Genomic DNA, 16,225 nt, shown 5'->3' with positions numbered 1-16,225 from the left:
CCCACGTTTAACTTTAAAACATAGGTAATGAACATGACTGATAATGTTAAATCAACAAATAAAACAAGTGAAATGGCTGGTGCTGACGCTGCAAATAAAGCCAATACTACCCAAAAAACTGAACAATTAGACTCAGTCAGAGACGATGCAACTAATGAAGCCTTAACCACAAATCAAGGGGTTAAAATTGCTGATAACCAGAATAGTTTAAGAGCAGGTATTCGCGGTTCGACACTATTAGAAGATTTTATTTTACGAGAAAAGATTACTCATTTTGACCATGAACGTATTCCTGAGCGTATTGTGCATGCACGTGGCGTGGGTGCTCATGGTTACTTTCAGGCTTATGAAGGAAATGAGCACTTAACAAAAGCTGGTTTTTTGACTGACCCAACCATTCAAACTCCAATTTTTGTACGCTTCTCAACAGTGCAGGGACCACGTGGTTCTGCTGACACCGTTCGTGATATTCGTGGTTTTGCCATTAAATTTTATACCCAAGAGGGTAATTTTGATTTAGTCGGCAACAATGCGCCTGTGTTTTTTGTGCAAGATGGAATTAAGTTTCCAGACTTTGTTCATGCAGTAAAACCTGAGCCAGATACAGAAATACCAACAGGAGCAACTGCACACGATACTTTTTGGGATTTTGTGTCTTTAGTACCTGAGTCAGCACACGCGGTGATTTGGGCTATGTCAGACCGTGCAATTCCACGTAATTTACGCTCAATCCAAGGGTTTGGGGTTCATACATTCCGTCTTATTAATGCTGAGGGAAAATCACATTTTGTGAAATTCCACTGGACCCCTAAACAAGGTTTAAGTGCCCTAGTTTGGGATGAAGCTCAAAAGCTTGCTGGTAAAGATCCAGATTTCCACCGTCGCGATCTTTATGAAGCCATTGAAAATGGGGTTTATCCTGAATGGGAGCTCGGTGTACAAATTGTTGAAGAAGAAGACGAGATGAACTTTGACTTCGACTTATTGGACCCAACAAAAATTATTCCTGAAGAGTTGGTTCCAGTGACACCAATTGGCCGATTTGTTTTAAATAGAAATGTAGATAATTTCTTTGCAGAAACAGAGCAGGTGGCTTTCTGTCCGGGACATATTGTGCCAGGAATTGACTTTACAAATGACCCGCTTCTACAAGCACGTCTATTTTCATATACCGATACACAGTTAAGCCGTTTAGGTGGACCAAACTTCCATCAAATTCCGATCAATAAACCTGTGTGCCCATTCCACAATAATCAACGTGATGGTATTCACCAGCATACGATTCATAAAGGGCAGGCTTCATATCAACCAAACTCAATTGATAATGATTGGCCAGCCGAAACCCCACCTGCTGCTTCAAACGGCGGTTTTGAAAGCTATCCTGAACAAATTAGCGGACATAAACTTCGTCAAAGAAGTGAAACTTTTTCTGATCATTTTTCTCAACCGCGCCTTTACTACAAGAGCCTTGCGCCTCATGAGCAAAAGCATGTGGTCGATGCCTATACTTTTGAGTTAAGTAAAGTGCAACGAAAACACATCCGTGAGCGTCAAGTTCAACAAATTTTAGCAAATATTGATCTCGATTTAGCACGACAAGTAGGCGCTAATTTAGGAATTGAAGTGCCTGATTTGACGCTAGATTATAAAAAAACTGCAGTTGAAAAATCGGCTAAATTATCTTTCTTGGCTTTCCCGCCCCAAGATATTCAAGGCCGAAAAGTTGCAGTACTCATCCATAATTTAGTGAAATCTGATTCATTAGAAGCGATGAAAAACTGGGCAATTAAAGAAGGGGTGACTCTTCATTTATTAGCGCCAAGCTTAGCTCCTGTAAAAGATCATCAAGACAGTATTATTACGGCTGATGGCATGCAGATGGCTGAACCGTCAATTGCATATGATGCAGTGATTATTCCTGATGGAGATAACTTAAATGCCGTGCTGCAAGATGGCGTAGCGCGCCATTATCTATTAGAGGCTTACAAGCATTTAAAACCAATTGCGTTTTTAGGTAATAAATCTGATTTACTTGAACCGCTAGGTTTAGTTCCCGATGAAGGCACTCTAGTTGGAGATGAATTCCAGCCGATTGCTGAAAATTTCAAAAACCTGATTATGGCTCATCGTGTTTGGTCACGAGAACAAATAGCTGCTCAGATACCGGCTTAACAAACAAAAAAGCCCTGAAAGTTTTAATTTTCAGGGCTTTTTTATATCTTACGGATTAACCATTTACGATTTGACCACCATTTACATGAATGACTTGACCTGTAATGTAACTTGCATCATCTGAGGCAAGGAAAAGATAAGCAGGTGCAACTTCACTTGGTTGTCCCATTCTTCCCATTGGGGTGTCTTTACCAAACTCCTTAACGGTTTCTGCATCGAAACTGCTTGGAATTAAGGGTGTCCAGATGGGTCCTGGCGCAACACCATTTACCCGAATTCCTTTTTTCTGCTTCATTAAATTGTTCGATAAGCTACGTGTAAAAGTCGTAATCGCGCCTTTAGTACTTGCATAATCAATGAGCTCATCATGGCCTTGATAGCTGGTAATACTGGTTGTATTAATAATACTGTCGCCTTCTTCCATATAAGGAATGGCTTCTTTAGTAAGATAAAACATTGGGAAAATATTAGTTTTAAATGTCTTTTCTAATTGCTCATTACTAATACTTTCAATTTCTTTTTGTTGATATTGCACACCAGCGTTGTTCACTAAAATATTAATTTTGCCGTAATGTTGTAGAACTTTATCAATATCGAGTTTTGCAACATCTGGGTCAGAAATATCACCTTTTAATAAAAGGCAATGTTGTCCTTCTCTTTCAACGAGTTGTTTAGTGATTTCGGCATCTTGATCTTCTTCGAGATAAAGTATCGCAATATCAGCGCCCTCACGAGCAAACAATACTGCGACAGAACGACCTATACCGCTATCGCCACCACTAATAACGGCAACTTTATCTTTTAGCTTATCGCTACCTTTATGGGTACTTTTTATTATCTCAGGTTCAGGATGCATTTTTTCCTGATCACCTGGTTGATGAGATTGAACTTGTGCGGGGGCAGATGTTGGATACTGGTTTGTTGAGTTTTCCATTTTTAAATACCTCGGTTGTAATATCTAATTTTCATATAGTGAGCTGTTACCGCGTAAATGTGAGTAAAATGAATTTTTTAATAAGTTGTCTTTGTTATTTTATTTGTAAGGATGTAAAAAAATATTTTATATTTAAGGGCTAAATAATATCGATTAACTTGATTTTGTTTTTATCAATCATGCTTTCAATAATAGACCTATTTCCTGTATCCTCTAACCAGTTTTCTATCGGTATATTATTAGATAAGTCTAATATTTTTTTAATAATTTCTTTTGCTCCATCTATATTTTCTGAATTTTTATTATTTTTAATAGCTATATTATCTAGCAACAGTTTTATATCTTCATGTTCTATATTTTTTGATTTAATAATATATAAGTCTCTTTGGAAGGGATGACTTGCATGAGGTGGGTCTAATCTATAGCTCCATTCTTTGTCATAGTCCTGCCATGAGTTTTTGGACTTAATATGTCCTAGTAAAATTTCAGGGATAGAAATATGGATATATTGTAGAGCTGACTGTTGATTTTTTAATTGCATAGTTAAGTTACTCAAACCATCTTATTAAAAATAGTTTTAAATATTCATATTAATCTCTCAAGTAAATTAATTTTGAAAATGTAATGATATATGTTATTGTTTTTTAATTAAAATAATTGTTTGCTTGTTATTTTCTCAATAGATCTGATGTTGTGTTAGTTTACTGTTTTGTACATTTTGAAATTTTTTGTTATCAGTTAAAATATTTTAACTGTGTTTGTAAAAATATATTGTAGTGTGCCCTTAGGTAATAATGAGTATATCCAATATTTAAAGAGTAAAATTATTAATAATTAAAATTTTTAAAATATTTTAAAAATAATATGTTTATAAGAAATTTCATTTTTTGATTGATATACATTTAAAAGGATTGATACATCACTTGGGTGGGAAAATATTATAGATATTCTATTGTTATTAAATCCGTTAACTAAAAGCGGTAGTGACTATAATTAAATATAGGAAGATATAACTATGGCTAATACTAGATATGAAGATGATGATAACAATAGAACAGGTACTTCAAATCGTGGATTTGCAAGTATGGATCCTGAAAGAGTACGAGAAATAGCCAGCAAAGGTGGGCGAGCTGCTCACGCGAGTGGTAATGCACATGAGTTTACCTCTGAAGAAGCTCGTGAAGCTGGCCGAGCAGCCCATGCAAGTGGTAACGCTCATGAATTTACGTCTGAAGAAGCGCGTGAAGCGGGTGCATTAAGCCATAAAAATGATGGCCGTAATGGTCGTGGCCGCGGTCGTAATGATGACGACGATGATGACGATCGCGGTAGCCGCTCAGGTGGTCGAGGCCGAAGCCGTTACGACGACGATGATGACGATGATCGCGGTGGTCGTTCAAGCGGACGAGGCCGTGGCCGCAGCCGTGATGACGACGATGATGATGACGATCGCGGTGGCCGTTCAGGTGGACGAGGCCGTGGCCGCAGCCGTGATGACGATGATGATGACGATCGCGGTGGCCGTTCAGGTGGACGAGGTCGTGGTCGCAGCCGCGATGACGATGATGATGACGATGATCGTGGTGGCCGTTCAGGCGGACGAGGCCGTGGTCGCAGCCGTGATGATGATGACGATGACGATCGGGGTGGCCGCTCAGGTGGTCGAGGCCGAGGTCGTAGCCGTGATGATGACGACGATGATGATCGCGGAGGCCGCTCAGGTGGTCGAGGCCGAGGTCGCAGCCGTGATGACGATGATGATGACGATCGTGGCCGCTCAGGCGAACGAGGTCGTGGCCGCAGTCGTGATGACGACGATGATGATGATCGCGGAGGCCGTTCAGGCGGACGAGGTCGTGGTCGTAGCCGTGATGATGACGATGATGACGATCGCGGAGGCCGTTCAGGCGGACGAGGTCGTGGTCGCAGCCGTGATGACGACTATGAGGACGATCACGGTGGCCGTTCAGGTGGTCGAGGCCGTAGCCGTGATGACGACGACGATGATGATCGCGGTGGCCGCTCAGGCGGACGAGGTCGTGGTCGCAGCCGTGATGACGATGATGATGACGATCGCGGAGGCCGTTCAGGCGGACGAGGCCGAGGTCGCAGCCGTGATGACGATGATGATGATCGTGGCCGTTCAGGTGGACGAGGCCGTGGCCGTAGCCGCGATGACGATGATGATGACGATCGTGGCCGCTCAGGTGGACGAGGTCGAGGTCGCAGCCGTGATGACGATGATGATTATGATGGCCGTGGTCAAAACTCTCGTAATCAAAAACGTGATGCCTACGGACGTTTTACGTCTTAAGCAGAATGTTTTAAAAACAAAGGAGGCTTTTGCCTCCTTTGTTTTTTAGCTTACTTACTGTATTTACTGAGGGAGAGGTTGTAGGCCTTTTACAATATCAAGGTATTCAGAACCGTTTAACCAAAAAGATTTTTTCAAAAAAAGTGTCGTCATAATACTTTCGGCTGCTTCGCTATCTGGATTTTCACAAAATAATCCGTAGCTTTCACCTAAAACCGCATCATTTTCAATTAGGCGGATATAGTAAGCATGTTGCTCATTTGCATAACCTAAAACCGCATCACGTTGATTTTTCATTTCGCATGTCTCCATACCAAAAACTGAATTTAACCAGAATGTTAAGTGTTCAGAATCTCATTTGATAAAAATCAAAAAACAGTCAGCGATAACGACTATTTCGAAATAGGTTTTGATTTTCTTCAAATTGCCATTTTGGTTAAAACATCCCTGTTAAAAACAAAATGGATTAAAATCTGATCATGAGATTTATTGTTATGCAAAAAAAATATTTCGTCAACTTGAAAATGTAACTTTTTCAAGTTACATTGTTTGTGTAGGATTTGAACAGTGGAATGGAGGCAATATGCCAAAGAAAAAAGAGTTCGAGCATGGCGGTGCACGAGAAAATGCCGGACGTAAAGCACAGTTCAATGAACCCACCAAAGTCATTCGTGTTCCTGAGTCTCAAGTTAACTTTATCAAAAATTGGTTACTGAATAATGTCAAAACCAATAACTTGACCGACTTTAACTCAAAACTTAATGTCCAACAGGTCCACCCGAATAACGATAAAATTTACCACATTCCTTTGGCAACTGAACGTGTTGCGGCAGGTTTTCCTTCACCTGCGCAAGATGATATTGAGCAAGCACTCGATTTAAATGAATATTTAATTAGAAATGAAAATGCCACGTTTATTGTTAAAGCCAACTCTTTATCCATGTTAGATGCTGGAATTGATATTAATGATCCGCTTATTGTGGACCGTAGTATTCCCGCTAAATCGGGTGATATTGTGATTGCACTTATCGACAATGATTTCACTGTGAAGCGCTTAATGATTGATAGTCAATTTCATCCACCTAAAGTTTGGCTGAAAGCAGAGAACCCTGATTATCAGAATATTTATATTGAAGAGGGGCAAGAACTGGTTATTTGGGGAGTCGTGACGTATAACCTCAAACGAATGAGATAATTTTTTCTTATATTTATTATTTAAGTTACTGACCTGAAATCGAGGCCAGTAACTTTTTGCTGAATGACTTTTAAATTTGCCCAATCAATAAGCACGTTGCGATAACGACCATTAAACCACCTGAAAAACGGCCGACTAACTGTGCTGCTTGTGGTCTGGTTTTCAAAATAGCCTCTGAACCATAACCCACCATTAAGTAAATAATTGCGCAGCTAATCATGTGGACAACACCAAAGGCAAGAATTTGTGTTGTCACTGACCATGAAGCAGTAGTATCAATAAACTGAGGAAGCAGGGCTAAAAAGAGTAAAAAAACTTTCGGGTTTAAGCCACTTACATAAACGCCTTTGGTTGCCCAGCTCAACCATGACTGAGCTTTTTCAGAACCAGACTCGTTCGGAGTAGGAGGGGTAAGTAATAAGTTTATTCCCATCCATAACAAATAAGCAGAACCCGCAACAGTAAGAATCATCAGAGCAGTTGGATTATTTGCTACAAGCAGACCAACACCAGCTGCTACCAATAAAATCGTAATAAAGTGCCCAAATAGCATGCCTGCGACAGCGGGTACGACGACTTTGCCTTTAATCCCTGCCGAAATGGCATAGGCCCAGTCTGCCCCTGGCGTAATAATAAAAAGAATGGAGACACTCCAAAATGCAATAAAAATGTTAAAAGCCATATGCTTATCTCGGCAAACTATTTTCCAAAGGTTTCACTCGTGGTTTAGAAAAAATCCCTATTTATTCGAGCTTGTTGAAAATAATATGCTCATGTATTTAGAATGTGCTTTTAAATGTTTGCTCATATCACACTCATTTGGGGTAAATTTTTCTAAATGGATCGCACAGATAAAAAGATTCTTGCTGAATTGCAATTAAATGGCCGATTATCTATTACTGAATTGGCAGAAAAAGTCGGTTTGAGCATTTCACCTTGTCACAGACGAGTGAAGGCTTTAGAAGAGTCTGGAGCCATCAAAGGTTATCGGGCAGAGCTCGACCCGAATTTAGTGGGATTTGAATTTTCAGCGATTGTTTTTATTACGCTTAAAGAAGGTGATAAACAGGCAGTCGAGAAATTTGAAAATGCTGTAATAGACATCCCGCAAATTATTCAGGCTCAACGCTTGTTTGGTGAGCCAGATTATTTACTACATGTGGTGGCTAAAGATTTACCTGCTTTCCAGCGTTTATACGATGAAAAATTATCTGCTATTCCAAGTGTACAACGACTCATCTCAACCATTGTGATGAAAGATGTAGTGCCTGAACGTTTATTCCCGATTGGCTAAGAGTCATCAGATATAAAAAAAGAAGCTTTAAAGCTTCTTTTTTAGTTTTAAGAATATTTAAGCATCGAGTGTTTTACACAAAGAGCAGATCGTACCGTTATGTTTGTGAGAGAACATAATATCTGGGCGCTCGTAACCTTGTTCACATACGCGGCAGTGGTAAACCGTTGCAACTGGTGTACCTTCAGCATCGTAACGTGGTTCTTTAATACCGTCATCATGTGACTTGATGTAGTATTTTCCTTTGGTTAATAAGCCCATGATTGGTGTTAATACAAAGGCAAGTACAAGTGCGATAAGCGGTGAGTAAGGTGCCAAGAAGCTACCAAGTAATCCGAAGAATGCTGCAATTGATAAGCCTGCTGATACAAGGAACGCAACCATACCGACAGGGTTTACGTTGTATAGCATGTCACGACGGTATTCTGGTTCTTTCGGTGAAAGTTTTAACACATATTTGTTGATTGAAATGTCTGTTGCAACAACCACAACCCAAGCAATCGCAAAGTTTGAATAGAACCCTAAGATTTTACCTAGTACCGCAAACATATTGCCTTCCATCAAAGCAAGCGCAATTGCTAAGTTCACCATCACAAAGACAATACGACCCGGATAATGTTTGCTAATACGAGTGTAGGCACTTGTCCATGCAAGGGAACCAGAGTAAGCATTGGTCACATTAATTTTAATTTGAGAAATAACCACCAAAATCACTGCAAGTGTTAAAGCAGCCCAGCCCGGAAGCATGTCATGAAACGCCGCATTAAACTGTTGAACAGGTTCGGTGCTGTTTACGCCCGGTATTTTAGTGAGTAAATAGAAACCTAAAAATGCCCCAATAATTTGTTTAATTGCCCCTAAAATCACCCAACCTGGACCCGCTGAAATAACGGCTGCCCACCATGCTTTGCTATTTTCTTTTGTTTTCGCAGGCATGAAACGTAAGTAATCAATTTGCTCACCAATTTGCATGATGAGTGATAAACAAATACCAGCACCTAACATGATCGCGGCCATGTCTACGGTTGCAAAACCTTCGTTACCTGTAAAAGTTGCAAATTGGCTGACTAATGTTGGTTCTTGATAAATCAGATAGGCCACAGGACCAATCATCAGAACGAGCCAAAGCGGGGTAGTCCAAACTTGTAATTTACTCAAGGCTTTCATGCCGTAAATCACCAGCGGAATGACCATCACTGTTGAGATGAGGTAACCTGCCCAAAGCGGAATGCCTAAACCGAGCAATAACCCTTGCGCCATGATTGAACCTTCAAGGGCAAAGAAAATAAACGTGAAACTGGCGAAAATGATACTGGTCAGGACTGAGCCGATATAACCGAAACCTGCGCCACGAGTAATCAAGTCAAGGTCGATGTTATAGCGAGCTGCGTAGTAGGCTAAAGGAATGCCGGTTAAGAAGATAATAATCGCTGCAAATAAAATGGAGAAAACAGCATTAGTTGTTCCGTAAGACATACCAATACTGGCACCAATAGAAAAGTCAGCAAGATAGGCAATACCACCAAGTGCAGTAATAGCGACAACTTTGGGACTCCAGCGCCGAAAGCTGTGTGGAGCATAACGTAAAGTATAATCTTCTAAGGTTTCATTCACTGCTTTTTGTGAATCTGTACCTTGCACAGTGTCCAGATTTGGATGTTCAGATACACTCATAACATCAATCTCCCAATCATTTTCGGTCAATCAACACAAATATTGATCATTGTTTTTTGATGGTTTTGAGTGTGTGATTTTTGGGAAAAATTGAAAATACGTTATTTTGCGTATATGTGCGTATTAGAAAAAATCGCCATGATAAATGACTTTTGGCATAAGGATTGCTGGGTTTAATGCAGCCACATGCCAAACATGAGTGTTATGCCAGATTCTTCTCGTCCCCAACAAGCGCCACAACGTGTGATCAAAACACGCCGTGAATATAATATTTGGGTGGCAGATGAAAGTATCGAAGATTATGCGCTCCGCTACGCACCCACCTCAGTACGAAAATGGTCGCCTTGGACGGTAACTAATACCGCAATTTCGACAGTTAGCTTTTTAGCGATGGAAGCCATTGGGGCGACCATGCTTTGGCAGTATGGCTTTAGCAATGCGTTATGGGCAGCAATTGTCGTATGTACCATCATATTTTTGACCAGTTGGCCGATTAGTTACTACGCCGCAAAATATAATGTAGATGTTGATCTGCTTACTCGTGGTGCAGGTTTTGGCTATATTGGCTCGACCATTACGTCTCTGATTTATGCCAGCTTTACCTTTATTTTGCTTGCGTTTGAAGCCGCAATTATGGCAATGGCACTTGAGCTTGCTTTAGGCATTCCGCAAGTTATTGGTTACTTAATTTCTGCCTTAGTGATTTTGCCTTTAGTAGTCAAAGGCATTGGTTTTATTAATAAAGTTCAGGCGATCACACAACCAATCTGGCTCTTATTGCTGTTATTACCGTGGTTTTTTGTACTATGGAAACAACCACAAATTTTAAGTAGTAGCTTGCATTTTGTTGGGGCAGTTTCAAACTCAACTGACTTTAATCTGTATTACTTTGGTGCGGCGTGCACTCTTATTTTTTCATTTGTGATCCAAATTGGTGAGCAAGCCGACTATTTACGTTTTTTACCGCAACAAGAAAAGAATAGAACTGCATGGCGTTTTGCTGTTTTTTTAGGCGGTCCATCTTGGATTATTTTTGGATTTCTAAAAGTCTTGATGGGCATGCTGCTGATGGTGTTGGCTTTTCAGCTGTTTATTCCTGTCTCTGAACTAGACAATCCAACTTATCTATATTGGGTTGCTTATCAACAGTTTATTCCAAACCCTCAGCTTGCTTTAATATTGACTCTAGCACTGGTTTGCTTGGCGCAAATTAAAATTAATATGACCAATGCCTACGCTGGCTCATTGGCATGGTCCAACTTTTTTGCTCGCTTAACTCATAGCCATCCGGGGCGAATTGTCTGGCTTCTTTTTAACGTTTTTATTGCTATTGTTTTGATGGAAATGGGCATTAGCCATGCAGTTGAGCGCATTTTGGGGCTATATAGCAATATTGCTTTGGCATGGATTGGTGCCGTTGTTGCCGATTTAATTATCTGTAAACCTTTAGGTTTAAGCCCAAAAGGAATTGAATTTCGCCGTGCTTATTTATATGACATTAACCCCGTAGGAGTGGGTGCCTTAATGATTGCCTCAGTGTTATCGATGCTCAGTTATTTGGGCTTTTTTGGACTCATGGCAAAAGGTTTGGCGAGTTTTATTGCTCTGGGGAGTGCTGTGTTATGCGTTCCTGTTATTGCTTACCTAACCAAAGGCAAATATTACATTGCACGTCAGCCTGAAAAAATTCAGGCGACTTCGGTTGCTACCTGTGTGGTATGTGAAAGGGACTATGAACTCGCTGATATGGCGGGTTGCCCAGCCTATAACGGTACGATTTGCTCTCTATGCTGTTCACTTGAAGCACGCTGCCACGATTTATGTAAACCCGATGCACGTTGGTCGGTACAGCTTAAAAAAGCCATCTGGCACTATCTACCAGAACGCTGGGCCAGCCGTTTAAATAGTCGGGTCAGTTTATATTTATTACTGACTTTAGGGCTGTCTATTGTTCTGGCAGTGAGTTTAAGTCTGGTTTATATCCAGGAAAAAACCTATTTAGAAACCATTAATGCGGCAGCCGTTCCTCAGCTATTTATGCTATTTGTCAAAATTTATACCATTTTATTTCTATTGATGAGTGTTGCTGCTTGGTGGCTCGTATTAAACGATGAAAGCCGTCGTAATGCTGAAATCGAAACACACCAGCAAACAGCATTATTGATTGATGAAATTGCTGCCCATGAAGTCACTTCAAAAGACTTACAAGACGCCAGAATTTCAGCAGAACGGGCAAATGATGCAAAAAGCCGTTATGTCATTGGTATTAGCCACGAATTAAGAACACCCCTAAATAGTATTTTGGGCTATAGCCAATTGCTTCAAAAACAAGAGCAGCTCTCAGAACAAGGCAAAATGGCGCTCGGCGTGATTAGCCGTAGTGGGCAACATCTGACTTCATTGATTGACGGTTTATTAGATTTAGCGCGAATTGAAACAGGCAAAATTTCTTTAAATGTGGTGGATGTGCATTTTCCAAATTTTATAGAACAGATTATTCAAATGTTTCAGCCACAGTTTGAACAGAAGAATTTACAGTTTATTTATGAAATTGGAGAGAACTTACCGCACTATGTTCGTACCGATAAAAAACGCTTAGAGCAAGTACTCATCAATTTGCTGGGCAATGCTTTAAAATTTACGACGAGCGGAACAATTACTTTGAAAGTTGAGTACCGTTTCCAAACAGCTTATTTTGAAATTAGAGATACAGGCTGCGGCATTGCCGAGGCAGATTTAGAGCGAATCTTTAATCCGTTTGAACGGGGCAGTAATGTGGTTCAAGGCGGATTTACCGGAACAGGACTCGGATTACCCATTGTAAAATTATTAGTCGATTTACTTGGTGGCCAGTTATCTGTGACTAGTCAGCTCAATCAGGGTTCACAATTTAAGATTAAGTTTTACTTACCTTCAAAAGAAGTAGTTCATCCAATTTCTAATGTCTACTCCAACCAAATTACGGGTTATCAAGGCGAGCGTAAACGAATTTTGGTTGTCGATAATGAAGCTGTGGACCGAGGCTTAGTCGCTAATTTTCTCAAACCTTTGGGATTTATGATTGAAGAAGCCGAGTCGGGTATTGACTGTTTAAGACGTGTACCTATTTTTCAGCCGAACCTGATTTTGATGGATTTAAATATGCCTTTGATGGGCGGGTGGGAAACAGCACGATTATTGCGGCAGAATAATATTACCAATGTGCCGATCTTAATTATTTCCGCCAATGCAGGTGAGCGTGAAGTCAATCCACAAGATGCGGTCTTAAGTGAAGACTTTATGTTAAAACCAATCGACCTCAATTTGTTGCTGAGTAAAATTGGAGACAAATTAGGCTTGGTATGGATTGATTCCAAATCAGAGACACTCCTTGAAAATAAAGAAGTTCAAGTACTCGATTTAAATATATATAAGCAAGAGCAAGCTGCTGTTCATACACCAATTCAACAACCAGAAAATAATGATCTGCTCGATTTGCCGCAAAGCTTGCAACAGTTAAATGATTTAATTGGACAGGGTTATATTCGAGGAATTCAACAGACTTTAACGCAATGCCGTCAAAATTTTCCAGAGCATAACGAGTTATGGGAACAGCTTGAACAAGCTATTCAAAAGTTTGATTTAAAACACGCGCAACGATTAATTCAGGATAAGCAATGAGTACGCAACATGTTTCTTTTCAGCAAGCTTCGCCAAACGAGCAGGCTGTTATTCTGATTGTGGATGATGTACCGGAAAATTTAGGCTTGCTACATGAAAGTCTGGACCAGGCAGGTTATCGCGTGCTTGTCACAACCGATGGATTGAGTGCTATTGAAATAGCACACCGATGCTTACCAGATATGATTTTGCTTGATGGCAATATGCCACATATGGATGGTTTTGAAAGTTGTATACAACTTAAAGCGAGTCCAATTACACAGTTTATTCCCGTCATTTTTATGACAGGTTTGTCGGAAACAGAGCATATAGTGCGAGGTTTTCAGGTCGGTGGGGTGGACTATGTAACCAAGCCTTTGAATATTGAAGAAGTATTAGCAAGGGTAAAAACACATTTAGCACATGCAAAACTATTGCAACAACAAAAACAGGTGATTGACGCAACTGAAACAGCCATTCTTGCGCTAGACGTTCACGGTAAAATTGTTTGGAAAACCCAAAAAGCCAGTGAATTACTGAATCAATATTTACCCGAATTAGAGAGTTTTGAGGCAGGTTTAAAAGCTTGGTTTTCAGACTTAGAGCAAGAAAAAGACCCCAAAAAATTAACCAGCTGTTCTTATTCGACACCATCTCAGCAATTACAGCTTTTATTGCTTACACCGTGGGAAAGTGAGCAAAGTGTGGCAAAAAATTATCTGATACAGATTAAGACTTCTACGCCGGCTTTGGAAATGGCTGATATTTTGAAATATTGCCCACAGTTGACTCAACGTGAGGCAGAAGTCATGCACTGGTTATTGTTAGGGAAAACCAATAAAGATATTGCAGAAATATTGGAGCTTAGCCCACGGACCGTGAACAAGCATTTAGAACATATTTTTGAAAAACTTTGCGTTGAAAATCGAACTGCTGCCGTGGCGCACATTAATAGTTTGGTGCAAGAGTTTCACTAATTTAATTGACGATTGTATTTAAAAAGCATACAGACTCACTGCTAAAAATAGTCTATTTTTTTACACTTAAATTTGTTCTTATAGATAAAGATATATAAAGTCATTTTTAAATAAATTTGAGCCATAATACGAGGAATTCATTGTGAATATTCAACAAAAAGATGATGCAAAACACGGCAGCTTTAGCTTACTTGATGGTGAAACCGTTGCGGGTGAAATGACTTATACATGGGCAGGCGAAGGCATGCTGATTATTGACGCTACAGATGTAAATGAAAATTATCGGGGACAAGGCGTAGGTCGCCAATTACTGGATGCTTTGGTGGCTTTTGTTCGTGAAAAAGACGTAAAAGTAATTCCGCTTTGCCCATATGCTAAATCGGTTTTTGATAAAGACCCAAGCATTGGCGATGTACTTAGAAAATAAGCAGTAGATTAAAAATTATTTAATAAAAATCGGGCGTTGGTGTCCGATTTTTTATTGGTTTTATTATTCATCTTTGTTTTAGTGAATATGTTTTGAGCGGTTGTATTCAATTGATTCGAAGGTTTTCGATTGCCAGATCGAATTTATCAAACTTATAGAAAAGCTTATCTAATAAAAATAGTTTTAGACCAATTGGGAAAAAAATAAACTCGTTGCACAAATATTTAATAGCTGACGAAAGCTAAATATTTATAACGTTTTAATATTATTTTTTGGAATTTTCCTTGAACTGGCAGTATATCCATAGTGTGTTGCCGCAATTTTTCTCTGCAACTTTGACCACGCTGAAAATTTCAATTATCAGCATTTTTTTGGCAATTATTGTAGGGCTAATTTGCAGCATTTTAATCACATATCGCGTGCGGGTGCTAAATAGAATTGCCCAGTTCTATATTGAGTTATCTCGAAATACCCCTTTACTAATTCAACTGTTCTTTTTGTATTACGGTTTGCCAAAGCTGGGTATCAAAATTGATGGTTTTGCTTGTGGTGTGATCGGACTGACCTTTTTAGGTGGAAGCTATATGGCTGAAGCTTTCCGAGCAGGTTTGCAATCTGTTGCAAAAGGGCAGATTGATTCTGCAAAAAGTATTGGTTTGCAACCGACTCAAATTTTTAGATATGTCATTTTTCCTCAAGCACTGGCTATTTCAATTCCGGCAATAGGGGCAAATTGCCTATTTCTAATTAAAGAAAGTTCTGTGGTCAGTGCAATTGCTGTCGTTGAACTGCTTTTTGTTACCAAAGACTTAATTGGCATGGACTATAAAACCACAGAAGCTTTGTTCTTACTCATCATGGCTTATCTGATTATTTTATTGCCCGTGTCTATTTTAACTAGTTATCTGGAGCACAGAAGTCGGAAGGTGAGCCATGGAGCTTGATTATCTATTTCAAGCGAGTCACCTCGAACGTTTAATGTGGGGACTTTGGGCCACTGCAAAAATTGCATTTATTTCAGTGTTTTTCTCTGCAATTTTCGGCACAGTTTTCGGCGTCATTATGACTTCTAAGAACATAGTCGTTAAAGCGATGTGCCGTCTGTATTTAGAAGCGATCCGAATCATTCCAATTTTAGTTTTGCTGTTTGTGTTTTATTTCGGCTTTGCGACATGGTTTAACTGGCAGTTTTCCGCAATGTGGGTCTGCATTGTTGTGTTTGTTTTATGGGGTACAGCAGAAATGGGCGATTTGGTTCGTGCAGCCATTACTTCAATTGACCAACATCAACGCGATTCGGCCTATGCGCTCGGACTAACTCATGTTCAAGCTTTGATCTATGTCATTTTTCCGCAAAGTCTAAAACGAGTAACACCAGGCGCGATTAACTTATTTACCCGAATGGTGAAAACCAGCTCTTTGGCAGTCCTGATTGGTGTGGTTGAGGTCATTAAAGTTGGCCAGCAAATTATTGAAAATTCGCTGTTGACCGTGCCGAGCGCTTCTCTTTGGATTTATGGCTTTATTTTTATTTTGTATTTTCTGATTTGCTATCCCTTATCTCGTTTGGCGGCACATTTAGAAAAGGTCTGGGAGTAA

At 39.9% G+C, this 16,225-nt stretch carries 15 protein-coding genes; 9 read left to right on the top strand and 6 right to left on the bottom strand.

Annotated features, from left to right (window positions below):
• The first annotated feature begins 27 nt into the window (after positions 1–27).
• Positions 28–2,172 (top strand): catalase HPII, encoded by a 2,145-nt coding sequence (katE, locus tag H7R46_RS10610; RefSeq protein WP_080631122.1) that lies wholly within the window; start codon positions 28–30, stop codon positions 2,170–2,172.
• 55 nt (positions 2,173–2,227) lie between these two features.
• Here the strand turns inward: katE and H7R46_RS10605 are convergent, their stop codons facing one another.
• The gene (locus tag H7R46_RS10605) at positions 2,228–3,106 is read right to left on the bottom strand and encodes an SDR family oxidoreductase (RefSeq protein WP_000432004.1); all 879 of its coding nucleotides are present in this window, start codon (positions 3,104–3,106) and stop codon (positions 2,228–2,230) included.
• Between the two features lie 139 nt (positions 3,107–3,245).
• On the bottom strand, positions 3,246–3,647 hold the full coding sequence (locus tag H7R46_RS10600) for a DUF6367 family protein (RefSeq protein WP_002114331.1): 402 nt from the start codon (positions 3,645–3,647) through the stop codon (positions 3,246–3,248).
• A gap of 474 nt (positions 3,648–4,121) precedes the next feature.
• Between H7R46_RS10600 and H7R46_RS19415 the strand changes: the two genes are divergently transcribed.
• Positions 4,122–5,420, top strand: a complete 1,299-nt coding sequence (locus tag H7R46_RS19415; RefSeq protein ID WP_005069874.1) for a KGG domain-containing protein — start codon at positions 4,122–4,124, stop codon at positions 5,418–5,420.
• Between the two features lie 63 nt (positions 5,421–5,483).
• Here the strand turns inward: H7R46_RS19415 and H7R46_RS10590 are convergent, their stop codons facing one another.
• Positions 5,484–5,717, bottom strand: coding sequence for a hypothetical protein (locus H7R46_RS10590; protein ID WP_002114518.1), 234 nt, complete (start codon positions 5,715–5,717; stop codon positions 5,484–5,486).
• Between the two features lie 286 nt (positions 5,718–6,003).
• Between H7R46_RS10590 and H7R46_RS10585 the strand changes: the two genes are divergently transcribed.
• On the top strand, positions 6,004–6,615 hold the full coding sequence (locus H7R46_RS10585) for a LexA family protein (RefSeq protein WP_005069871.1): 612 nt from the start codon (positions 6,004–6,006) through the stop codon (positions 6,613–6,615).
• A gap of 70 nt (positions 6,616–6,685) precedes the next feature.
• Here H7R46_RS10585 and H7R46_RS10580 read toward each other — a convergent pair whose 3' ends face one another.
• Positions 6,686–7,297: a LysE family translocator gene (locus tag H7R46_RS10580; RefSeq protein WP_000885232.1), complete on the bottom strand. Its 612-nt coding sequence runs from the start codon at positions 7,295–7,297 to the stop codon at positions 6,686–6,688.
• Between the two features lie 156 nt (positions 7,298–7,453).
• Between H7R46_RS10580 and H7R46_RS10575 the strand changes: the two genes are divergently transcribed.
• A complete protein-coding gene (locus H7R46_RS10575) occupies positions 7,454–7,909 on the top strand; it encodes an Lrp/AsnC family transcriptional regulator (RefSeq protein WP_000376211.1) in 456 nt (151 codons plus the stop codon).
• A gap of 57 nt (positions 7,910–7,966) precedes the next feature.
• On the opposite strand, the gene H7R46_RS10570 is transcribed toward H7R46_RS10575, so the two are convergent.
• Positions 7,967–9,583, bottom strand: a complete 1,617-nt coding sequence (locus H7R46_RS10570; RefSeq protein ID WP_002114289.1) for a purine-cytosine permease family protein — start codon at positions 9,581–9,583, stop codon at positions 7,967–7,969.
• 195 nt (positions 9,584–9,778) lie between these two features.
• Here H7R46_RS10570 and H7R46_RS10565 point away from each other — a divergent pair, with 195 nt between their 5' ends.
• The 3 genes from H7R46_RS10565 (at position 9,779) to H7R46_RS10555 (ending at position 14,626) form a co-directional block, all read left to right on the top strand.
• Positions 9,779–13,243: an ATP-binding protein gene (locus tag H7R46_RS10565; RefSeq protein ID WP_025469833.1), complete on the top strand. Its 3,465-nt coding sequence runs from the start codon at positions 9,779–9,781 to the stop codon at positions 13,241–13,243.
• On the top strand, positions 13,240–14,199 hold the full coding sequence (locus H7R46_RS10560) for a response regulator transcription factor (protein WP_005069867.1): 960 nt from the start codon (positions 13,240–13,242) through the stop codon (positions 14,197–14,199). Before H7R46_RS10565 ends, H7R46_RS10560 begins: the two co-directional genes overlap by 4 nt.
• Positions 14,200–14,341: 142 nt before the next feature.
• Entirely contained in the window at positions 14,342–14,626 is a 285-nt protein-coding gene (locus H7R46_RS10555) for a GNAT family N-acetyltransferase (protein ID WP_005069864.1), read from the top strand.
• Positions 14,627–14,732: 106 nt separating this feature from the next.
• Here the strand turns inward: H7R46_RS10555 and H7R46_RS10550 are convergent, their stop codons facing one another.
• On the bottom strand, positions 14,733–14,846 hold the full coding sequence (locus H7R46_RS10550; RefSeq protein ID WP_079748338.1) for a hypothetical protein: 114 nt from the start codon (positions 14,844–14,846) through the stop codon (positions 14,733–14,735).
• A 64-nt stretch (positions 14,847–14,910) separates the two neighbouring features.
• On the opposite strand from H7R46_RS10550, the gene H7R46_RS10545 reads away from it, so the two are divergent.
• Both H7R46_RS10545 and H7R46_RS10540 read left to right on the top strand, forming a co-directional pair.
• Positions 14,911–15,570, top strand: coding sequence for an amino acid ABC transporter permease (locus tag H7R46_RS10545; RefSeq protein ID WP_005069861.1), 660 nt, complete (start codon positions 14,911–14,913; stop codon positions 15,568–15,570).
• Positions 15,560–16,225 carry an amino acid ABC transporter permease gene (locus H7R46_RS10540; RefSeq protein ID WP_005069858.1) on the top strand — a complete coding sequence of 222 codons (666 nt, stop codon included), beginning with the start codon at positions 15,560–15,562 and terminating at the stop codon, positions 16,223–16,225. The genes H7R46_RS10545 and H7R46_RS10540 overlap by 11 nt, the downstream gene beginning before the upstream one ends.

Source organism: Acinetobacter sp. BEC1-S18-ESBL-01 (assembly GCF_014169935.1).
Lineage (GTDB): Bacteria > Pseudomonadota > Gammaproteobacteria > Pseudomonadales > Moraxellaceae > Acinetobacter > Acinetobacter pittii.
Note: the sequence above shows the minus strand (reverse complement) of the source record. Positions and strands in the feature narration are given on the sequence as shown.